This window comes from Pseudomonas sp. MF6396 (assembly GCF_002018915.1).
Lineage (GTDB): Bacteria > Pseudomonadota > Gammaproteobacteria > Pseudomonadales > Pseudomonadaceae > Aquipseudomonas > Aquipseudomonas palmensis.
In genome coordinates, this window is sequence record NZ_MVOK01000001.1 from 312,883 (window position 1) to 333,895 (window position 21,013).

Sequence of the window (21,013 nt, forward strand, 5' to 3'; positions counted from 1 at the left end):
GCGGATGGATGGTGCTGTGGCGGGCAGGGGGGAATCAATTCGTTACAGGCGGAATTGGGCGATAACCGAACACTAACTGTCTGGTTACTTTTGGTAGGGGCAGGCTTGAAGGCACAAAAAAGCCCACCGCGAAGGGTGGGCTGTTGTGTCGCCACGCTATCGAATCAACCCTTGGGCGACTCGATCGACGCTTGCTGGCGGGCATCACCGGTGCGCTCGTACCAGCCGCCACCCAGGGCCTTGTACAGGTTGACCTCGCTGACCAGCTGCGACAGCCGGTCGCTGATCAGGGCCTGTTGGGCACTGAACAGGTTGCGCTGGGCATCCAGGAACGTCAGGTTGCTGTCGATACCGATACGGTAGCGACGCTCGGCGAGGCGGTAGTAGTCCTGGTTGGCTTCGACCAGATCACGCTGGGCCTGCAACTGCTCGTTGAAGGTCTGGCGCGCCGCCAGCCCATCGGAGACTTCCTGGAAGGCAGTCTGGATGGTCTTTTCGTACTTGGCGACGTTGATGTCCTTCTGGATCTTCGAGTAGTCCAGGCTTGCACGCAGGCTGCCGGCGTTGAAGATCGGCAGGTTGATCTGCGGCTGGAACAGCCAGGTGCCCGAGCCGCCCTTGAACAGCCCGCCCATGTCGGGGCTCAGGGTCCCGGCGTTGGCGGTCAGGCTGATGCTCGGGAAGAACGCTGCGCGCGCCGCGCCGATGTTGGCGTTGGCGGCCTTGAGCAGGTGCTCGGCCTCCTGGATGTCGGGACGACGCTGCAGCACATCCGACGGCAGGCCGGCCGGCACGTCGGCCAGCAGGTCGCTGTCGAGTTTCATGCCGTTGGGCAGGTTCGCCGGCACGCCGGTGCCGACCAGCACGGCCAGGCTGTTCAGGTCCTGCGCCACCAGGCGCTGGTACTGGGCCAGCTTGACCCGTGCGCCCTCGACCGAGGTACGCGCCTGGCTCAGGTCCAGGGCCGAGGCCACGCCGACTTCGCTGCTGCGACGGGTCAGGGCATAGCTCTGCTCGTAGGTCTTGAGCGTGTCTTCGGTGAGCGTCAGCAGCTCCTTGTCGGCCTGCCAGGTGAAGTAGGCGTTGGCCACGCTGGCCACCAGGCTGATCTGCGTGGAACGACGCGCCTGTTCACTCGACAGGTAGGTTTCCAGGGCCTGCTCGCTGAGGCTGCGCACCCGACCGAACAGGTCGAGTTCGTAGGCACTCACGCCCAGGGTGGCCGAGTACTGGCTGTTGATGCTCGACTCGCCGGTCTGCGAAACGTTGGCCGGCACCCGCTGGCGGCTGCCGCTGCCGGTGGCCGAGACCGCCGGGAACAGGTCGGCCCGCTGGATGCGGTACTGCGCCCGGTAGGCATCGATGTTCAGCGCGGCGACCCGCAGGTCGCGGTTGTTGACCAGCGAGGTCTGGATCAGTTGCTGCAGCGCCGGGTCATGGAAGAACTGGCGCCAGCCCTGTTCGGCCGCAGCCACGTCGGCCGACTGGGTCGGCGAGTAGGCCGGCCCTTGCGGCCACTGGGCCGCCACCGGCGACTCGGGGGTCTGGTAATCAGGGATCAGCGAGCAGCCACCGAGAATGAAGGCGGTGACTGCCAGGGACAACAGGGACTTACTCATTGCCCGGCCTCATAGCGTGGGGTTTCAGGTTTGGCGTCCTCTTCTTCGGGCTTCTTGCTACCGAACAGCGACGACACGCTTACGAAGAACAGTGGTACCCAGAAGATCGCCAGTACCGTTGCGGTGATCATGCCGCCGATCACACCGGTACCGATGGCGTGCTGGCTGCCGGAGCCTGCGCCGGTGGCGATGGTCAGCGGCACCACGCCCAGGATGAACGCCAGCGAGGTCATGATGATCGGACGCAGACGCATGCGGCACGCCTCGATCGCCGCATCGACCAGGCTGCGGCCCTGCTCGTGCAGTTCCTTGGCGAACTCGACGATCAGGATCGCGTTCTTCGCCGCCAGGCCGATGGTGGTCAGCAGCCCCACCAGGAAGTACACGTCGTTGGACAGCCCGCGCATGCTGGCCGCCATCAGCGCACCGATGATACCCAGCGGCACCACCAGCACCACCGCGATCGGGATCGACCAGCTCTCGTACAGTGCCGCCAGACACAGGAACACCATCAGCAGCGACAGCGCGAACAGTGCCGGCATCTGCGAGCCCGACAGCTTCTCTTCGTACGACATGCCGGTCCAGGCGAAGCCGACACCGGCTGGCAGTTGTGCAGCCAGGCGCTCGACCTCGGCCATGGCCTCACCGGTACTGTAGCCAGGGGCTGGCGCACCGAGTACTTCCATTGCCTCGACACCGTTGTAACGCGACAGCTTGGGTGCACCGTAGCTCCACTCGCCGCTGGCGAAGGAAGAGAACGGCACCATCTCGCCGGCGGCGTTGCGCACGTACCACTTCTGCAGGTCTTCAGGGCTCATGCGCGAATCGGCAGTGCCTTGCAGGTAGACCTTCTTGACCCGACCACGGTCGATGAAGTCGTTCACATAGCTGGCACCCAGGGCGATCGACAGGGTGTTGTTGATATCGGCGATGGTCACGCCCAGGGCACTGGCGCGTTCGTCGTCGATGGTCAGCTGGTATTGCGGCTCATCGTTCAGGCCGTTCGGACGTACCTGGGTGAGGATCTTGCTCTGCGCGGCCATGCCCAGGAACTGGTTGCGCGCTTCCATCAGCTTGTCGTGGCCGACGCCGGCGCGGTCCTGCAGGAACACGTCGAAACCGGTGGCGTTACCCAGCTCCAGTACGGCCGGCGGGGCGAAGGCGAACACCATCGCGTCGCGGAAGCTGAAGAAGTGCTGTTGGGCACGGGTTGCCAGGTTGAACACGCTGTTTTCGGCAGAACGTTCACCCCACGGCTTGAGCATGATGAAGGCCATGCCCGAACTCTGGCCGCGGCCGGCGAAGTTGAAGCCGTTCACGGTGAACACCGAGGCCACTGTGTCGGACTCCTTGTCCAGCAGGTAGGCGCGCATTTCGTCGACCACCGCCTGGGTGCGCTCGGCACTGGAACCGGCCGGGGTCTGCACCTGGGCGAACAGTACGCCCTGGTCTTCCTCGGGCAGGAACGCGGTAGGGATACGCATGAACAGCCACACCATGCCCACCACGATCAGGATGTAGGCCAGGAAGTACGGGGCCTTGTGACGCAGGATGTTGCCCACGCCGCGCTCGTAGCTCTGCACGCTGCGGTCGAAGTTGCGGTTGAACCAGCCGAAGAAGCCACGCTTGGCGGTATGGTGCTCGCCTTTCTTGACCGGCTTGAGCATGGTGGCGCACAGCGCCGGGGTGAAGATCAGCGCGACCAGCACCGACAGGCCCATGGCCGACACGATGGTGATCGAGAACTGCCGGTAGATCACGCCCGTGGAGCCGCCGAAGAACGCCATCGGCAGCAGTACCGCCGACAGTACCAGGGCGATACCGACCAGGGCGCCCTGGATCTGGCCCATGGACTTCTTGGTCGCCTCCTTGGGTGACAACCCCTCTTCGGACATCACCCGCTCGACGTTTTCCACCACCACGATGGCGTCGTCCACCAGCAGGCCGATGGCCAGGACCATGGCGAACATGGTCAGGGTGTTGATGCTGAAGCCTGCCGCGGCAAGGATGCCGAAGGTGCCGAGCAATACCACCGGTACGGTCATGGTGGTGATCACGGTGGCGCGGAAGTTCTGCAGGAACAGGTACATCACCAGGAACACCAGCACGATCGCCTCGATCAGGGTGTGGATCACCCCACTGATCGATTCGGTGACCACAGGCGTGGTGTCATACGGGAACACCGCCTTCATGCCAGGCGGGAAGAACGGCTCCAGCTCGGCGATGGTGTTGCGCAGTGCCTTGGCGGTGTCCAGGGCGTTGGCCCCGGTTGCCAGCTTGATCGCAAGGCCGGAGGCCGGCTTGCCATTGAACTGTGCGCTGACGCTGTAGTTCTCGCCCCCCAGGCTGACGTCGGCGACATCGCCCAGGCGGACCTGGGAGCCGTCGCGGTTGACCTTGAGCAGGATCTTCTCGAACTGCTCGGCGGTCTGCAGGCGGGTCTTGCCGATGATGGTGGCGTTGAGCTGCGTGCCGGGCAGGGCAGGCAGGCCGCCCAACTGACCGGAGGACACCTGCACGTTCTGCGCGGCCACGGCGGTCTTGACGTCCACCGGGGTCAGCTGGAACTTGTTCAGCTTGGCCGGATCGAGCCAGATACGCATGGCGTACTGGGCACCGAACACCTGGAAGTCACCCACACCGGCGGTACGCGAGATCGGGTCCTGCATGTTGGAGACGATGTAGTTCGACAGGTCGTCCTTGGTCATGCTGCCGTCTTCGGACACCAGGCCGATCACCAGCAGGAAGTTCTTCACTGCCTTGGTCACGCGGATACCCTGCTGCTGCACTTCTTGCGGCAACAGCGGGGTGGCCAGGTTCAGCTTGTTCTGCACCTGGACCTGCGCGGTGTCAGGGTTGGTACCCTGCTCGAAGGTGGCGGTAATGGTCATGCTGCCGTCCGAGTTGCTCTCGGACTGCACATAACGCAGGTTGTCGATACCGTTGAGCTGCTGCTCGATCACCTGGACCACGGTGTCCTGCACGGTCTGCGCCGAGGCGCCCGGGTAGGTCACGGCGATGGCGATGGCCGGCGGCGCGATGCTCGGGTACTGGTTGATCGGCAACTTGACGATCGACAAGGCCCCGACCAGCATGATCACCAGGGCGATTACCCAGGCAAAGATGGGGCGATCGATAAAGAATCTCGACATGGTTTATTCCCCTTTGGCCCCTGCTGACGCTGCATTGGCCTGGGACGGTTGGGCAGGCTTGACGTTGGTGGCTTCGCTGACCTTGACCTCGACGCCCGGCTTGACGAACTGCAGGCCTTCGGTGATCAGGCGGTCGCCCGGCTTCAGGCCTTCCTCGATCAGCCAGTCGCTGCCAACGGTACGGCTGGCCTTGAGCTGGCGCAGTTCGACCTTGTTGTCCTTGTCCACGATCAACGCGGTGGGCTGGCCCTTGAGGTCACGGGTCACGCCTTGTTGCGGGGCGAGGATCGCGTTGGCGTTCACGCCGGCGGCCAGGCGTGCATGCACGAACATCCCTGGCAGCAGGTTGTGCTCGGGGTTGGGGAACACGGCGCGCAGGGTTACCGAGCCGGTGGTCTGGTCGACCGAGACTTCGGAGAACTCCAGGCGGCCTTCGTGGGTGTAGGTGGTGCCGTCTTCCAGGTTCAGCGAGACCTTGGCGGCGTTGGCGCCGGCCTTCTGCAGTTGACCGCTTTCGAGCTCGCGGCGCAGCTTGAGCAGCTCGGCCGAAGACTGGGTGACGTCGACGTAGATCGGGTCCAGCTGCTGGATCACCGCCATGGCATCGGCCTGGCCGTTGTTGACCAGCGCACCTTCGGTGAACATCGAGCGTCCGATACGGCCGCTCAGTGGCGCCAGCACCTTGGTGTAGCGCAGGTCGATCTGTGCGCTGCGCAGCGAGGCTTCAGCCTGCAAACGTTTGGCTTGTGCGTCGTCGTATTCCTGACGGCTCACGGCCTGCTCGGCCACCAGTTGCTTGTAGCGGTCCGACAGCGAGCGGGTCGATTGCAGGTTGGCCTGGGCGCTGGCCAGGGTCGCCTCGTACACCGACGGGTCGATCTGGTACAGCTGCTGGCCTTCCTTGACCTCGCTGCCTTCCTTGAACAGACGCTTGAGAATGATGCCGTTGACCTGTGGACGCACTTCGGCCACGCGGTAGGCGATGGTGCGCCCCGGCAGGTCGGAAGTCAGGGTATAGGCCTGGGATTGAAGGGTCACGACGCCGACCTGAGGAGCTTGCGCCGCAGGCGCCGCTTCTTCCTTTTTACAGCCGCTGAGCAGTGTTGCCAGGGCGACGGCGGAAACCAGAGCGGAAACAGCTGGCTTGAATTGCATGAAGATCCTCGGGTCGAAAGAGCTGAAGACGCTCAAGAGTAATGGAAACGGGATGAAGGGAAAATTAATTCCGGGTGGATAAGTAGGATGCTAAGGAATATACTTACATTCATGCTTGTTTGTAAATACCCGTGGCGCACCTTGTCGAGGTGACCACAGGCTTGATTAAGACACCCGGTAGAGGGCCCGACAGTGGCCATACCGGCTCAGAACCCGGACGCCCGCAGCGCGCGTCCGGCTCCTTGATGAGGTTGTACTGCCATGGTCCGTCGCACCAAAGAGGAAGCTCAGGAAACCCGCCAACAGATACTCGAGGCCGCCGAAAAAGCTTTCCATGCCCGTGGGGTGGCGCGTACCACCCTGGCGGATATCGCCAAGCTGGCCGGGGTGACCCGGGGTGCCATCTACTGGCACTTTCAGGACAAGGGCGAACTGGTGCAGGCCCTGCTCGACAGCTTGCGTGAGCCGATCGAGGCGCTGGCCCAGGCCGGCGAGAGCGAAGACGAGCCGGATCCGCTGGGCTGCATGCGCAAGTTGCTGATTCAACTGATGCAGCAGATGCTGCACGAGCCGCGTACCCGGCGCATCAATGAGATCCTGCATCATAAGTGTGAATTCACCGATGACATGTGTGAGATCCGTCAGCAGCGCCAGGCCACGACCCGCGACTGCTACGAGCGTATAGCGCTGACGTTGACCAATGCAGTCAGGCGTGGGCAATTGCCTGCGGACATGGACCCGCAGCGTGCCGCTATTGCAATATTCGCTTACATCGACGGCATCATTGGCAGCTGGCTGCTGCTGCCGGACAGTTTCGATATTGCCGGGGATGCCGAGCGGTGGGTGGATACCGGGCTGGATATGCTGCGCTTGAGCCCGTCGCTGCGCAATTGAGCATTTGTGAGCATTTGTGAAGGTTGGCATAGGACGTTTCCCTGTCGTGCCCCGTGCCCGGTCAACAAAAAACACCGGCGCTGCTTGGAACGGTAGTCGGTGACCGGGTAGTCTGCCCCCAAGGACCATCAACTTTTCATAGAGCCCTGGCATGAGTGCGCACAACCCGACCCTCAAAGGTGCCGAGCAGCCGCTCAAGGCAATCGCCCTGATGTGCATGGCGGTGCTGTTGTTCGCCAGCCACGATGCCCTGTCCAAATACCTTTCCGGCTTCTATGCCATCGTCATGGTGGTGTGGGCGCGCTATGTGGTGCACACCCTGCTGATGCTGGTGGTGTTCGTGCCGCGCAGCGGCTTCTCGGCGGTGGTGCGTACACGCCGCCCCGGCCTGCAACTGGCCAGGGCGCTGTGCCTGATCGGCACCAGCCTGTTCTTCACCACCGGCCTGCGTTACATCCCCCTGGCCGAAGCCACCGCCGTGAACTTCCTCGCGCCCCTGCTGGTAACCGCATTGTCGGTACCGCTGCTGGGTGAACGGGTCAGCCGCGCCCAGTGGCTGGCGGTGCTGGCCGGGTTTGTCGGCGTGCTGATCGTGGTGCGCCCGGGCGGGGCGCTGTTCACCCCCGCAATCCTGCTGCCGTTGTGTTCGGCCTTCTGCTTCGGCTGCTACCAGTTGCTCACGCGCAAGCTCAGCGGCATCGACAGCCCGACCACCAGCAACTTTCTCACCGGCATCTTCAACAGCCTGATCATGACCGCGCTGGTGCCATTCTTCTGGAGCATGCCGACCCTGGGGCATGGCCTGTTCATGATCGGCCTGGGCACCTGCGGGATGCTCGGGCACATGCTGCTGACCCAGGCCTTCCGGCATGCCGCGCCGGCCATGCTGGCGCCCTTCAGCTACGGGCAGATCCTGTTCGCCGGCCTGTACGGCTACCTCATTTTCAATCACACCCCGGACGCCTACGGCGTGGTCGGCATTGCGGTCATTTGCCTGAGCGGCCTGGCGGTGGCCTGGGCGCAGCGGCGCAACTGACTACTGCCGGCCGCGCAGCTCGCGGTTGGGCAATGCCAGCGCCGCCGACAATCCCAGCAGGGAGACGGCGGCGCTACCCAGCAACAGGTTGCGAAAGGTCTGCAGCAACTGCGCCTGCACCGCCGCACTGGCCTGGCCGTCCTTGAGGCTGCCGATCAACGCCTCGCCGGCCAGGCTGAAGCCGCTGTCGTGCAGCAGGCTGAGCAGCAGTGCCGACATGCAGGCCACGCCCATCGCCCCGCCCAGCGAGCGGAACAGGTTGGTGGTGCTGGTCGCCACGCCGATGTCCCGCGGCTCCACTGCGCTCTGGGTTGCCACCAGCGAGGTGGGGAACTGCAGGCCCGAGGCGATGCCGGTCAGCAGCATGAACGCGCCACTGAGCAGCACGCCGTCGATCGGGCTCAGGGCCATGCCGATGATCGCCACCGGCATCAACAGTGCACCGCCCAGAATCTGCGGCTTGTAGCGCCCGGTCAGGCTGGTCAGGCGGCCGCCGCAATAGGCGCCGATCGGCAGGCCCATGGCCAGGGGCAGCAGGTGCAGGGCGGCGCTGTCGGCGCCCGCCCCGGTGATGCTCTGAAAGCGCAGTGGCATCAGCATGGTCAGCGAGATGGCCTGGAAACTGGTGAAGAAGATCGTGCACCAGCACAGCACTGCCACCCGGTTGCCGAACAGCTGCAACGGCAGCAGTGGCTCGACGGCGCGGCGTTCGTGCAGCACGAATACGCCCAGCCCGAACAGGGCTGCCAGCAGCAGGCCGGCAACCGGGCCGGACCCGATGGGCTGGCCCTGGCCGATCAGGGTGATGCCCAGCAGCAGGGCCGTCAGGCCCAAGATCAACAGCACCGCGCCGGGGTAGTCCACCTGCGCCTTGCGTTGCGGCGTGGCCAGCCCGCGCAGGGTACGCTCGGTGACCCACCAGGCGGTCAGCCCCAGCGGCAGGTTCAGCCAGAACACCCAGCGCCACGACAGGTACTCGGTCAGCAGCCCGCCCAGCACCGGGCCGGCGACGCTGGCCAGGGCATACATGCTGCTGAAATAACCCTGGTAGCGACCGCGCTCGCGGGGCGGCACGAAGTCGCCGATGATCGCCTGGCTGACCGACACCATGCCGCCCGCGCCGATGCCCTGCAGTACCCGCGCCAGCACCAGTTGCTCCATGTTCTGTGCCAGCGCGCAGAACAGCGAGGCCAGGGTGAAAAGCCCGGTACCGGTCAGGATCATGCGCCGCCGGCCGTACAGGTCGCCGAGCTTGCCGTAGATCGGCACCGCCACGGTCATGGCCACCATGTAGCCGGAAATTACCCAGGCCAGCAGGGTCACGTCGTTGAATTGCGCGGAGATCGCCGGCATCGAGACCGCGACGATTGTCTGGTCCAGCGCGCCGAGGAAGATCGCCAGCATCAGCGCGACGAGCACGCTGCGCAGGGCGGGTTGCGGAGTGTTCAATTGCGTCACGGGGCAGCTCTGGGCAAGTGGGACCGGGTGCTGCCCAGTGTACTCGATAGCCTGCTAAGCGTCTTCGATGGGCTCGTAGGGCAGGCCCACGTAGTTTTCTGCCAGGGTCCTGCGCCCGGCCTCGGAGCCCACGAAGTAGTCCAGCTCGGTGTGCTGGATACGCTGGCTGAAGGCGTCGCTGTCGGGGAAGCGGTGCAGCATCGAGGTCATCCACCACGAGAAGCGTTCGGCCTTCCAGATGCGCCGCAGGCAGATCGCCGAGTAGCGTTCCAGCAGGTCGGTGCGGCCTTCGGCGTAGACCTTGCGCAGGATGTTGTACAGCGTGCTGACGTCACTGGCGGCCAGGTTCAGGCCCTTGGCGCCGGTGGGCGGCACGATGTGCGCGGCGTCGCCGACCAGGAACAGGCGCCCGTACTGCATCGGCTCCACCACGAAGCTGCGCAGCGGGGCGATGCTTTTCTCGATCGACGGGCCGGTGACCAGGCGCTCGGCCAACTCGTCGGGCAGGCGCGACTTGAGTTCCTCCCAGAAGCGCTCATCCGACCAGTCCTCGACTTTCTCTTCGGCCGGCACCTGCACGTAGTAGCGGGTGCGGGTAGGCGAGCGCATGCTGCACAGGGCGAAGCCGCGTTCGTGGCGTGCGTACACCAACTCGTCGCTGACCGGCGGGGTATCGGCCAGGATGCCCAGCCAGCCGAACGGGTAGACCCGCTCGAACACCTGCAGCGCCTCGCTTGGAATCGACTGGCGTGCCACCCCGTGATAACCGTCGCAGCCGGCAATGTAGTCGCAGTCCAGGCGATGCTGCTGGCCGTCCTTTTCATAGGTGACGTAGGGCTGCCCAGTCTTCATGTCGTGCGGGCGCACGTTCTCGGCGTGGTAGACCGTGGTCGCACCGCTGTCGGCGCGCGCGGCCATCAGGTCGCGGGTGACTTCGGTCTGGCCGTAGATCATCACGCCCTGGCCGCCGGTCAGGCCCTTGAGGTCGATGTGCTCGCGGCGCCCGTCGAAGGCCAGCTCGAAGCCTGCATGGGGCAGCCCTTCGGCGTCCATGCGCTGACCGACCCCGGCTTCGCGCAGCAGCTCGACCATGCCCTGTTCGAGCACGCCGGCGCGGATACGCCCCAGTACATAGTCGGGGCCCTGGCGTTCGAGGATGACGTTGGAGATGCCGGCGTTGTGAAGCAACTGGCCGAGCAGCAGGCCGGACGGGCCCGCACCGATGATCGCGACTTGGGTTTTCATGGTTGTTGGACTTTTTATGATTGGAGTACCTGCATTTTTCGCTTGCCGGATGGCCTTCTGAAGGGACAAACCGAGCACAAAGCGGTACTTTTCGCTAATGGGTGCGTTTATCGGACAGTGGTCGGGAAGCGAGGGTGTGATGAGCAGGGTGTCGATTCCGGTATTCAAGCTGTACGGCGAGACGCTGGGCTGGCCGACGCCCGACCTGCTGCACAGCGAGTCGATCCCGGCGCGCAGCCGCCTGCACCAGTGGGAGATCGAGCCGCACCGGCATGCCGACCTGTGGCAGTTGCTGTTCCTGTACAGGGGCCAGGCCGAGATCGAGCTGGAGGGGCAGGTGTGTCGCCTGGAGCAGGCGGCGATCCAGGTGGTGCCGGCGCTGTGCGTGCACGGCTTTCGCTTTTCCGAAGACGTCGATGGTTATGTGGTGACTCTGGCGGCGCCGCTGGTGGAGGTGCTGCAGCGGCAACTGACGGGTGTGCCAGCCGCCCTGCAGCGCGGCGCCAGTTACCTGGCCGGGGCCGACGCCGATTACCTCAACAGCCTGTTCAGCACCCTGCAGGCCGAGTACCAGCAGGACCTGCCCGGGCGCGAGTTGCAGCTGCATTCGCTGATCAACCTGATGGTGGTGTGGATCAGCCGCCAACAGTTGCGCCGCAGTGCCGGTGCCCAGGTGCCGGAACGTGGGCGCGAGTACCTGCAGCGTTTCAACGGGCTGGTGGAGCAGCAGTTTCGCCAGCAGCCGAGCGTGGAGCAACTGGCGCATCAGGTGGGGGTGTCGGTGGCAACGCTCAATACCTTGTGCCGGGCATTGGCCGGGCAGTCGGCGCTGCAGATCGTGCACCAGCGCATCGTGCTGGAAGCCAAGCGCGACCTGATCTACACCAGCCTCACGATCAACCAGTTGGCCGACAGCCTGGGTTTTGCCGACCCGGCGTACTTCTCGCGCTTCTTCCGGCGCATGACCGGCCTCTCGCCCCGCGACTTTCGTCGTCGTGAACCTTCGCTGGCTACCTGACCACGCTCAGCGTGCCGGCATGGGGCAGGCAGTGGGCGGAGCTGCAGCTGGACGCCGCATAGGGTTGCTGGCGCAGCAGCTCGACCCGATACGCCGCTGCCCCGTACACCCCGAGCACGGCAGTGATGGCCAACAGGGCAGCGCACTTTCTGGATTTCAGGGTCATGGCACCAACCTCCTGTATCCCGCACACAGATGCTTCTACAAGCATAGGCCAGCATTGCGCCAGGTGCCTGCCGGTCAGTCCAGGCCGTGGTCCCAGTGGGGCGGGTCGGTGAAGCGTGCCGCCAGAAAGTCGAGCATGCTGCGCAGGGTTGCGGGCATGTGCTTGCGCGAGGTGTACACCGCGTTCAGGCCCAGTTCGCGGGGCCTGGCCTCGGGCAGCAGGCGTACCAGCGTGCCGCTGCGCAGGGCTTGCCACACCAGGTAGGTGGGCAGCATGGCGATACCGGTGCCGGCCAGGGTGGCGCGCTCCAGGGTCAGGGCCTCGTTGGCGCTGATATTGCCTTGCACCGGCACCGACACCTGTTCGCCGTCGACCTCGAAATGCCAGAGGCTGTGGCCGAAGTACGAATGGGTCAGGCAGTTGTGCTGGCTCAGGTCCTGCACCTGGCGCGGTACGGGGTGCTCGCGCAGGTAGGCTGGCGAGGCGCACACCACCGAGCGGCACACACTCAGGCGGCGGGCGATGAGGTTGGGGTCCAGGTCGTTGCTGACGCGGATGGCCAGGTCGATGCGTTCGTCCACCAGGTTGACCGTGCGGTCGAGCATCTGCAGGTCGACCTTCACCAGCGGGTAGCGCTTGACGTAGTCCGCTACCGCTTCCACCAGTTGCGCATGCCCGAACGAGGTACTGACGCTGATGCGCAGTTCACCCCGCGGGGCGTCATCCGGGGCGCCCACTGCCGCGTGCAGGTCGCCCACCAGTTCCAGCATCTGCCGGCAGCGCGGCAGGGTTTCCAGGCCGGCGGCAGTCAGGCTCAGCTTGCGCGTGGTGCGCTGCATCAGGCGCGCCCCCACCCAGTCCTCCAGCTCGGCCAGGTAACGCGAAACCACAGGGCGTGACAGGTCCAGTTGGTCGGCGGCGGCCGACTGGCTGCCCAGGTCGACTACGCTGACGAACACCTTCATTGCGGTGAGACGGTCCATGATCTGCCCGATTTCAGAAACAAACTATGTTGGAGCATCGCATTTTTTGTGATGGTTTGTGCAACTAAGCTGTGCCTCATCGATGACTTGAACAGGTATTGCTTGATGGCTGCTTTCTTTTCCCTGCGTCGCCTGCTGCTGGCGTGTGCCGCTTTCGGTGCGATCACCCAGGCCGTTGCCGGCGACGCACCGCTGAAACTGGACGTGTACAACCCCGGCAGCGAGGCGCTGTTTCCGGTCAGCTCGGTGATCGTCAGTGGCCAGCACGAGGCGATTCTGGTGGATGCACAGTTCGGCAAGGGCCAGGCCGAGCAGGTGCTGAAGAAGCTTCGCGATAGCGGCAAGCAACTCACCACCATCTACATCAGCCATGGCGACCCGGACTATTACTTCGGCCTCGACACCCTGACCCGTGCCTACCCCAAGGCCAAGGTGCTGGCGTCGCAGGCGACGGTCGCGCACATCAAGCAGACCATGGCTGCCAAGCTTGCCTACTGGGGCCCGCAGATGGGGGCCGACAAGCCAGCCCGGCTCATCGTGCCTGACGTGCTGCCCGGCAACGTGCTCACCATTGAAGGGCAGCGTCTTGAAGTGATCGGCCTGGACGGCCCGCAGCCCGACCGCAGCTTTGTATGGGTCCCGTCGATCAAGGCGGTGGTCGGCGGGGTAGTGGTGGCCGAGAACCTGCACGTGTGGATGGCCGACACCCAGTCGGCGCAGTCGCACAAGGACTGGCTCGCGACCCTGGCGCGCATCGAGCAGCTGGCGCCGCAGACGGTGGTGCCGGGGCATTACCTGGGGCAGAGCAAGGGGTCGCTCGAGGCGGTGCGCTTCACCGCCGATTACATCCGCGCCTTCGATGCCGAAACCGCCAGGGCGGCCAACTCGGCCGAGCTGGTCGCTGCAATGAAAAAACGTTACCCCGGCCTGGGCGAGGAGAGCTCGCTGGAGCTCGGCGCCAAGGTCGCCAAGGGCGAAATGAAGTGGTAAGTGTCGTTCAATCCTGATCGGAGGTTTCCATGAGCAAGATCGCAATCATCGGTGCTACCGGACGTGCCGGCAGCCAGTTGCTGGAAGAGGCCCTGCGCCGTGGCCACAGCGTCACCGCCATTGCCCGCGACCCGTCGCGCCTGCAGGGGCGCGAAGGGGTGAGCACGGTAGCCCTGGACGTGACCCGGGGCGAGGGGCTGGAGCAGGCCGTTGCCGGGCATGACGTGGTGCTCAGCGCCGCGCACTTTGCCACGGTGCCGGCGCAGGCGATCATCGGGCCGGTCAAGAAGGCCGGGGTCAAGCGCCTGCTGGTGGTGGGCGGGGCGGGCAGCCTGCTGCTGCCGTCAGGGGAGCGCGTGATCGACGCGCCGGACTTCCCCGAGGCCTACAAGGCCGAGGCGAGCGCAGGTGGCGATTTTCTGCAGGCCTTGCGTCAGGAGCAGCAACTGGACTGGACTTTCCTGTCGCCGTCGGCGGAGTTCGTCGAAGGCGAGCGCACCGGTAGCTACAGGGTGGGCAAGGATCACCTGCTGGTCGACGCGAAGGGCAGGAGCTGGATCACCTTTGCCGACTATGCGATTGCGTTGCTCGATGAGGTAGAGAAGCCAGCGCATTCGCGTCAGCGCTTTACTGCGGGGTACTAGGGGCTGTATGAAAAGTCTTGAGACGAAGGTCAGGCAAGGCGAAAACAGCCGAGGAAGCGGAGTTTACGGGTTGTAAATGAGCATTCCGAGGCTGTTTTCAACGCAGCATCACCGAGTATCAAGGCTTTTCGTACAGAGCCTAGAAAGCATTCGCCGGCAAGGCCGGCTCCTACAGGTATAGGAGCCGGCCTTGCCGGCGACTGCATCAACGCGGTGCCCCTGCCTGCCTGCCCAACCACTCCAGCAAGGCCATCAACCCCGGCGCCGCCACCTGCGCGGGCCGCACCAGGTGATAGCCCTTGCCGGTCTTGACCCGAAGGTCGAACGGCATCACCAGCCGTCCGCTGGCCAGGTCATCGCCGATCAACGCCCAATCCCCTATCGCCACCCCGGTGCCCTGGGACGCCATCGACATGGCCATGTCCAACGTTTCGAAATGCTGGCGCCGGCCTTGCCTGGGCAGTTGCACGCCGGCTGCGCCAAGCCAGGTCGCCCAGTCCTTCTCGTCCCGCGCCGGGTGCAGCAGCATGTGCTGCTGCAGATCATCCAGCGTGCGCAACGGCAACTGCGGCGCGCACACCGGTGTCAGTTGTTCATCGAACAGCTTCAGCACCTGCAGGGCCGGATCAGGCTCGGCGCCATACACCACCGCCGCATCGAACGCTTCCCGGCGAAAATCCACCCCGTGCTGCACCGTGGTGGTCAGCTCCACCGGCACTTCCGGGTGCAGCGCCTGCCATTCCATCAGGCGCGGCAGCAACCAGCGCATCACGCAGGTCGGCGCCTTCAGTTGCAGGGTGGTGCGCTGCGCGCCCACCTGCTGCACGCCTTCCTCGATCAGCCCGAATACCTGCTGCACCCGCGGCAGCCAGTCCTGGCCCTCGCGGGTCAGGCTCAGGCCGCGTGCCTGGCGCACGAACAGCGCGTAGCCCAGGTGTGCTTCCAGGCCGGCGATCTGGCGGCTCACCGCGCCCTGGGTCAGGTGCAGTTGCTGCGCCGCACGGGTGAAGTTGCAGCATTGCGCAGTGATCAGGAAGGTGTGCAGGGCAGGCAAGGTAGGCAGGCGTTTCATCGGAGTAAGCCATGAGCTGTAGACATGGCTAGTATGAGGATTTTTGCATTGTGCCGGTAGCGCCTGGCGGGTCCAATCAGGCCTTGTTCCAGAATGATTCCAGGCAGACCACCATGGCGACTTGCGGCGAAGTATTGGTAAAACTCCTCGAAAACTATGGCGTCGACCATGTTTTCGGCATTCCCGGCGTGCACACGGTCGAGCTGTACCGCGGCCTTGCCGGCTCGACCATCCGTCATATCACCCCGCGCCACGAGCAAGGCGCAGGCTTCATGGCTGACGGCTTTGCCCGTACCCGTGGCAAGCCTGGGGTGTGCTTCATCATCACCGGCCCGGGCATGACCAACATCACCACCGCCATGGGCCAGGCCTATGCCGACTCGATCCCGATGCTGGTGATCTCCAGCGTGCAGTCGCGCAATGCCCTGGGCGGCGGTCGCGGCAAGCTGCACGAGCTGCCCAACCAGGGCGCGCTAGTCAGCGGTGTGGCGGCGTTCTCGCACACACTGATGAGCGCCGATGACCTGCCGGCCGTGCTGGCCCGCGCCTTTGCGGTATTCGAGGGCGCGCGCCCGCGCCCGGTGCATATCGAGATCCCGCTGGACGTGCTGGTCGAAGACGCCGATCACCTGCTTGGCTGCGAGCCGGTACACATCGCCCGCGCCGGTGCCGCGCCAGGGCCGGTGGCGAGCATGGCGGAGCTGCTGGCCGCTGCCCGCCGCCCGTTGATCCTGGCCGGTGGCGGTGCCATCGACGCAGGCGCCGCACTCGCCCGGTTGGCCGAGCACCTGCAGGCGCCCGTTGCACTCACCATCAATGCCAAGGGCGTGCTGGCCTCCGGGCACCCGCTGCTGATCGGCTCCACCCAGTCGCTGGTGGCGACCCGTGCACTGGTGCGCGAGGCCGACGTGGTGCTGGCGATCGGCACCGAGCTGGCCGAAACCGACTATGACGTCACCTTCAAGGGCGGCTTCGAGATCCCCGGCGCCCTGCTGCGCATCGACATCGACCCGGACCAGTGCGTGCGCAACTACCCGCCCAGGGTGGCACTGGTGGCCGATGCAGAGCAGGCGGCGCAGGCCCTGTTGCTGGCCCTGGCCGAGCAGCCGGCGCCACCGCGCGAAGGCGAGTGGGGCGCGGCGCGGGCAGCGCGCCTGCGCGATACCCTGGCCAGCGAATGGGATGCGGCCACGCGGGCGCAGACGCTGTTCCTCGACAGCGTGCTGCAGACGTTGCCCGATGCCGTGCTGGTCGGTGATTCGACCCAGCCGGTGTACACCGGCAACCTGACCCTGGACCTCGACCAGCCGCGCCGCTGGTTCAACGCCTCGACCGGCTACGGCACCCTCGGCTACGCCTTGCCGGCGGCCATGGGCGCGTGGCTGGGCAGTGCGGAGCAGGCGGATCGACGCTTGCCTGCGGTGTGCCTGATCGGCGACGGCGGCTTGCAGTTCACCCTGCCGGAGCTGGCCAGTGCGGTGGAGGCGCAGGTGCCGCTGATCGTGTTGCTGTGGAACAACCAGGGGTACGAGGAGATCAAGAAGTACATGGTCAACCGCGCCATCGAACCGGTGGGCGTGGATATCCACACCCCCGATTTCATTGGCGTGGCCAAGGCCCTCGGTTGCGCCGCCGAAGCGGCGAGCGGGGTGGCGCAACTGCGCGAGGCGTTGTTGCGTGCCCGCCAACGCAGTGGCCCGAGCCTGATCGAGGTCGACCAGGCAGCGTGGATGCAGGCGGTGCAACCATGCTGAACCTGCCCGGTATCTACATCGAGGGCGCGTGGCATCACGGCGCGCAGCCGCTCACGGTAATCAACCCGAGCACCGGGCAGTCCCTGGCCGAGGTGGCCGGGGGCGATGGCGATGCAGTGGCCTGTGCCGCCACGGCGGCGCAGGCCGCTTTTGCCGGCTGGTCGCGTACCACCGGGGCGCACCGTGGCGAGCTGCTGCACAGGATCGCGCGGGGTGTGGAGGCCCGCCGCGAGCGACTGATCGAACTGCAATCGCGCAACAACGGCAAGCCCCTGGCCGAGTCGGCGATGGACGTCGACGATGTGGTGGCGACGTTCGAGTACTACGCGGGCCTGGCGCAGGCGCTTGACAGGCAGCAGGACCAGCCGCTGGCCTTGCCCAGCGAGGATTTCAGCGCCCGCCTGCGCCGCGAGCCGTGCGGTGTGGTCGGCCTGATCGTGCCGTGGAACTTCCCGATGGTGACCACCGCCTGGAAGCTGGCCCCGGCGTTGGCGGCAGGGTGCTGCGTGGTGCTCAAGCCGTCGGAGGTCACGCCCCTGGCCGAGCTGGAACTGGCCCGGATCATCGCCGAATGCGGCCTGCCGGATGGGGTGTTCAATCTGGTGTGCGGCACCGGGCTGGCGGTGGGGGCGCCGCTGACGAGCGACCCGCGTATCGCCAAGGTGTCGTTCACCGGCAGCAATGCGGTCGGCGTGCAGGTGATGCAGCGCGCGGCCGAGACGGTCAAGGGGGTGAGCCTGGAGCTGGGCGGCAAGTCGTCATTGCTGGTGCTGGAGTCGGCCGAGCTGGAGCTGGCGCTCGAGCTGGCCTGTGCCGGCGGCTTCTTCAATGCCGGGCAGATGTGCTCGGCCACCAGCCGCGTGCTGGTGGCCGATGCGCTGTACGACGCCTTTGTCGACGGGGTGAAGGCACGGGCTGCGGCGATCCGGGTGGGTGACCCGTTTGCCGGCGACAGCGACATGGGGCCGCTGGTCAACCAGGCCCAGTACCAGCGCGTGCTGGGGCACATCGAGCGTGGCGTGCACAGCGGCGCGCGCTTGCTGTGCGGTGGCAAGCCTCTCGAACACGCCGCTGGGTACTTCATCGAGCCCACGGTGTTTGCCGAGGTACCGCTGGACAGTGCGCTGTGGCGCGAGGAAATCTTCGGCCCGGTGCTGTGCGTGCGTCGGGTGGCCAGCGAAGCCGAAGCGGTGGCGTTGGCCAACGACAGCGAGTTCGGGCTGGTGGCCAGCGTGGTAGGTGCAGACCCGGCGGCCGCCGAACGGGTGGCCGACCAGCTGCAGGCCGGGCTGGTGTGGATCAACGCACCGCAGGTGATCTTCCCGCAGGCAGCGTGGGGTGGCTACAAGCAGAGCAGCCTGGGGCGCGAGCTGGGGCCTTGGGGGCTGGCGGCGTTTCAGGAGGTCAAGCATGTGGTGAGGGCGGTGTAGCGTTCTTCGCCGGCAAGGCCGGCTCCTACAGGCGACCGCGTACTGCCTGTAGGAGCCGGCCTTGCCGGCGAAAGCGATCTAGAGCGCGCTACGCAACCTTGCCATGTCCCGCAGCGGTGGCGCGCCATACAGCCGGCTGTACTCGCGGCTGAACTGCGACGGGCTCTCATAGCCCACCCGATACCCCGCCACCGACGCCTCCAACCCATCGTTGAGCATCAGCCGCCGGGCTTCCTGCAAGCGCAGTTGCTTCTGATACTGCAACGGGCTCATCGAGGTCACCGCCTTGAACCGGTGGTGCAGCGTCGAGGCACTCAGGTTTACCTCCCGTGCCAGGTCGTCGATGCGCAGCGGGCGCTGAAAATGATCATTGAGCCACTGGATGGCCTGGCACACGCGGTGGGTCTGGGTGTTGGCCATGGCGATCTCGTACAGCCGCGCACCCTGCTGCCCACGCAGCAGCCGATAGAGAATCTCGCGACGGATCAGCGGCGCCAGCACGGCAATGTCCTTGGGCGTATCCAGCAGGCGGATCAGGCGCAGCAATGCATCGAGCATCTGGGTGTCCAGGCGTTCGATGAACACCCCCCGCGACGACGGCTGCGACGGCACGCCCATCGGCCCGGCCTCGGCGATCAGGCTGTTGATCTCGGCCGGGTCGATGTCCAGGCGAATGCCCAGGCTGGGGTTCTGCGGGCTGGCCTCCAGCAGTGCACCGCTGATCGGCATCGCCACCGACACCACCATGTAGTGCAGCGGGTCGTAAACATAGGTCTCGTCGCCCAGGCAGATCTCCTTGCGGCCCTGGGCCAGGATGCACAGCGCCGGCTGCGCCAGGGTCGGCATCGAGCGGGTGCTCTGCTCGTAGCGGCTCAGGTGCAGGTCGGCGATGGCCGAAGGCACCGTGCCGCTGGGGCAGTGGCGAACGACCAGCCCGGCCAGTTCCTGGCGCAGAAGCTCCAGGGCCGGGTCCAGCAACGGTGGGGTGGGGTCTGGGGCTGACATGTGCGGGTTCCTCTGCCGATGGGCGCAGCATAGGTTCGCGCACGCCGGGGCGCTAGCCGAATGCTGCCCGGTTCTTGCCTGATCCTGCGACGGGTGCAGAATCAGGCAAGCCGTCGACAGGAATCGCCTAACGCCGCGCGTGGCCTGGGCCGTAGCCTTGGCAGCCTGGGTTTTCTTCCCTGGCCGCTTCAAGGAGCACCGCACATGACGTCATCACAACCGGTCAGCCATCTTTCCTTCGTGCGCGCCAGCGTCGGCCGTTCGGCCGAGCTGGGCGTGCGCCTGCAGCAACTGCTCGAACCGTCGCGGCAAACCCCGGGGTGTCTGCATTTCAGCGTGCAGCGTTCCACCTGCGATGCCGACCTGTGGTTGCTCAACGGGGTGTGGGCCGATACTTCGGCGTTGCACGACTACTTTGCCTCGCCCAGCCTGCAGCTGTTTGGTGAACTGGTGCAGGCGCGGGTGGTGGACAGCCTCGACCTGCAGACGTTCACCGAGCAGCCGGCGAGTTAGAATGGCGCCTTTCCGGCAACCGATGTGGATGTGAGAGGCAATGGCACGTAAAGAATTCGACGTATTCGAGGCTGTTTCGGCGGTGGTGCCGGGCGAGGGTGGCTACAGCGCCGCGATCGCGGTCAAGGCCCTGGGCGCTGGCGGCGCACCGCGTTTTCACAAGGTGCTGCCAGGGCAGGTATTCAAGACCGCACTGGAGGCCGATGACGCTGCAGTGGTCGAACTGCAGCGCCTGAACGGCGTCAGTGACGACGCCGAACTGATCTGGTGATCAGGCCTGCGGGCGGGCCATCTTGAACAGGTTGCCCAGCTCGAAGTAATCCGCCGGGCCGCCGCCGCGCAGAATCGGCTCGGCGGCCGCGGTGTCGTAGATCCCTTCCTTGAGCAGGTGCTCGGCAATGTGCACCGCTACCACTTCGCCCAGAATCAGCCAGCTTGGCACCAGCGCCTGGTCGGCACGTTGCAGTTGCACGATCTGGGTCACCTTGCATTCGAACGACACTGGGCTTTCCTGCACCCGGGGTACCGCAATCACCCTGGAGGCTGCCGGGGTCAGCTGGCTCAGGGCGAACTCGTCGACCTCTGGCGCCACGGCGGCGCAGCTCTGGTTCATGGCCTCGGCCAGCGGGCGTGTGGCCAGGTTCCAGGCGAACTCGCCGGTCTGTTCGATGTTGTTCAGGCTGTCTTTGCGCCCGACGCTGCAGAACCCGATGATCGGCGGAATGTAGTTGAAGGCGTTGAAAAAACTGTAGGGCGCAAGGTTCAGGCGGCCGTCGCGGTCCTGGGAGGAGATCCAGCCGATCGGGCGCGGGCCGACGATGGCGTTGAACGGGTCGTGGGGCAGGCCGTGGCCTTTTGCGGGTTCGTAGTAGTACATCA

The 21,013-nt window shown here is 65.5% G+C and carries 19 protein-coding genes; 9 read left to right on the plus strand and 10 right to left on the minus strand.

Features of this window, described 5'->3' with window-relative positions; translation table 11 throughout:
• Positions 1 to 164: 164 nt before the first annotated feature.
• The 3 genes from MF6396_RS01550 to MF6396_RS01560 are packed head-to-tail and all read right to left on the minus strand — an operon-like array spanning position 165 to position 5,926.
• Complete coding sequence (locus MF6396_RS01550; protein ID WP_043860765.1) at positions 165 to 1,619, minus strand: AdeC/AdeK/OprM family multidrug efflux complex outer membrane factor; 1,455 nt, start codon at positions 1,617 to 1,619, stop codon at positions 165 to 167.
• Entirely contained in the window at positions 1,616 to 4,771 is a 3,156-nt protein-coding gene (gene ttgB, locus MF6396_RS01555) for a multidrug efflux RND transporter permease subunit TtgB (RefSeq protein ID WP_043860766.1), read from the minus strand. The genes MF6396_RS01550 and ttgB overlap by 4 nt, the downstream gene beginning before the upstream one ends.
• 3 nt (positions 4,772 to 4,774) lie before the next feature.
• Positions 4,775 to 5,926, minus strand: a complete 1,152-nt coding sequence (locus MF6396_RS01560; RefSeq protein ID WP_054914799.1) for an efflux RND transporter periplasmic adaptor subunit — start codon at positions 5,924 to 5,926, stop codon at positions 4,775 to 4,777.
• A 261-nt stretch (positions 5,927 to 6,187) separates the two neighbouring features.
• On the opposite strand from MF6396_RS01560, the gene MF6396_RS01565 reads away from it, so the two are divergent.
• On the plus strand, positions 6,188 to 6,820 hold the full coding sequence (locus MF6396_RS01565) for a TetR family transcriptional regulator (RefSeq protein WP_043860768.1): 633 nt from the start codon (positions 6,188 to 6,190) through the stop codon (positions 6,818 to 6,820).
• 151 nt (positions 6,821 to 6,971) lie between these two features.
• Positions 6,972 to 7,856 (plus strand): DMT family transporter, encoded by an 885-nt coding sequence (locus MF6396_RS01570; RefSeq protein ID WP_043860769.1) that lies wholly within the window; start codon positions 6,972 to 6,974, stop codon positions 7,854 to 7,856.
• Here MF6396_RS01570 and MF6396_RS01575 read toward each other — a convergent pair whose 3' ends face one another.
• Positions 7,857 to 9,260: an MDR family MFS transporter gene (locus MF6396_RS01575; protein ID WP_054914927.1), complete on the minus strand. Its 1,404-nt coding sequence runs from the start codon at positions 9,258 to 9,260 to the stop codon at positions 7,857 to 7,859.
• Positions 9,261 to 9,368: 108 nt separating this feature from the next.
• Entirely contained in the window at positions 9,369 to 10,559 is a 1,191-nt protein-coding gene (pobA, locus tag MF6396_RS01580; protein WP_078479553.1) for a 4-hydroxybenzoate 3-monooxygenase, read from the minus strand.
• A gap of 139 nt (positions 10,560 to 10,698) precedes the next feature.
• On the opposite strand from pobA, the gene MF6396_RS01585 reads away from it, so the two are divergent.
• A complete protein-coding gene (locus MF6396_RS01585) occupies positions 10,699 to 11,577 on the plus strand; it encodes a helix-turn-helix domain-containing protein (protein ID WP_078479554.1) in 879 nt (292 codons plus the stop codon).
• Here MF6396_RS01585 and MF6396_RS28750 read toward each other — a convergent pair.
• Positions 11,570 to 11,743 carry a hypothetical protein gene (locus tag MF6396_RS28750; RefSeq protein WP_167400210.1) on the minus strand — a complete coding sequence of 58 codons (174 nt, stop codon included), beginning with the start codon at positions 11,741 to 11,743 and terminating at the stop codon, positions 11,570 to 11,572. The two genes, MF6396_RS01585 and MF6396_RS28750, sit on opposite strands and share 8 nt — an antisense overlap.
• A 74-nt stretch (positions 11,744 to 11,817) precedes the next feature.
• Positions 11,818 to 12,726, minus strand: coding sequence for a LysR family transcriptional regulator (locus tag MF6396_RS01590; RefSeq protein ID WP_054914797.1), 909 nt, complete (start codon positions 12,724 to 12,726; stop codon positions 11,818 to 11,820).
• Positions 12,727 to 12,831: 105 nt separating this feature from the next.
• Between MF6396_RS01590 and MF6396_RS01595 the strand changes: the two genes are divergently transcribed.
• Together MF6396_RS01595 and MF6396_RS01600 are read left to right on the plus strand one after the other, a co-directional pair.
• Positions 12,832 to 13,716, plus strand: coding sequence for an MBL fold metallo-hydrolase (locus MF6396_RS01595; protein WP_078479555.1), 885 nt, complete (start codon positions 12,832 to 12,834; stop codon positions 13,714 to 13,716).
• Between the two features lie 29 nt (positions 13,717 to 13,745).
• Positions 13,746 to 14,360, plus strand: coding sequence for an NAD(P)-dependent oxidoreductase (locus MF6396_RS01600; RefSeq protein WP_078479556.1), 615 nt, complete (start codon positions 13,746 to 13,748; stop codon positions 14,358 to 14,360).
• 205 nt (positions 14,361 to 14,565) lie between these two features.
• Here MF6396_RS01600 and MF6396_RS01605 read toward each other — a convergent pair whose 3' ends face one another.
• Positions 14,566 to 15,432: a LysR substrate-binding domain-containing protein gene (locus MF6396_RS01605; RefSeq protein ID WP_078479557.1), complete on the minus strand. Its 867-nt coding sequence runs from the start codon at positions 15,430 to 15,432 to the stop codon at positions 14,566 to 14,568.
• Between the two features lie 113 nt (positions 15,433 to 15,545).
• Between MF6396_RS01605 and MF6396_RS01610 the strand changes: the two genes are divergently transcribed.
• The gene (locus MF6396_RS01610; RefSeq protein WP_078479558.1) at positions 15,546 to 17,186 is read left to right on the plus strand and encodes a 5-guanidino-2-oxopentanoate decarboxylase; all 1,641 of its coding nucleotides are present in this window, start codon (positions 15,546 to 15,548) and stop codon (positions 17,184 to 17,186) included.
• The gene (locus tag MF6396_RS01615; RefSeq protein WP_078479559.1) at positions 17,180 to 18,616 is read left to right on the plus strand and encodes an aldehyde dehydrogenase family protein; all 1,437 of its coding nucleotides are present in this window, start codon (positions 17,180 to 17,182) and stop codon (positions 18,614 to 18,616) included. The genes MF6396_RS01610 and MF6396_RS01615 overlap by 7 nt, the downstream gene beginning before the upstream one ends.
• Before the next feature lie 78 nt (positions 18,617 to 18,694).
• Here the strand turns inward: MF6396_RS01615 and MF6396_RS01620 are convergent, their stop codons facing one another.
• Positions 18,695 to 19,621, minus strand: a complete 927-nt coding sequence (locus MF6396_RS01620) for an AraC family transcriptional regulator (RefSeq protein ID WP_054914792.1) — start codon at positions 19,619 to 19,621, stop codon at positions 18,695 to 18,697.
• Positions 19,622 to 19,825: 204 nt separating this feature from the next.
• Here MF6396_RS01620 and MF6396_RS01625 point away from each other — a divergent pair, with 204 nt between their 5' ends.
• A complete protein-coding gene (locus tag MF6396_RS01625) occupies positions 19,826 to 20,134 on the plus strand; it encodes a putative quinol monooxygenase (protein ID WP_043860779.1) in 309 nt (102 codons plus the stop codon).
• A gap of 40 nt (positions 20,135 to 20,174) precedes the next feature.
• Positions 20,175 to 20,405, plus strand: coding sequence for a hypothetical protein (locus MF6396_RS01630; RefSeq protein ID WP_054914791.1), 231 nt, complete (start codon positions 20,175 to 20,177; stop codon positions 20,403 to 20,405).
• Here MF6396_RS01630 and MF6396_RS01635 read toward each other — a convergent pair whose 3' ends face one another.
• Positions 20,406 to 21,011 carry a flavin reductase family protein gene (locus tag MF6396_RS01635; protein ID WP_043860781.1) on the minus strand — a complete coding sequence of 202 codons (606 nt, stop codon included), beginning with the start codon at positions 21,009 to 21,011 and terminating at the stop codon, positions 20,406 to 20,408.
• Positions 21,012 to 21,013: the final 2 nt, after the last annotated feature.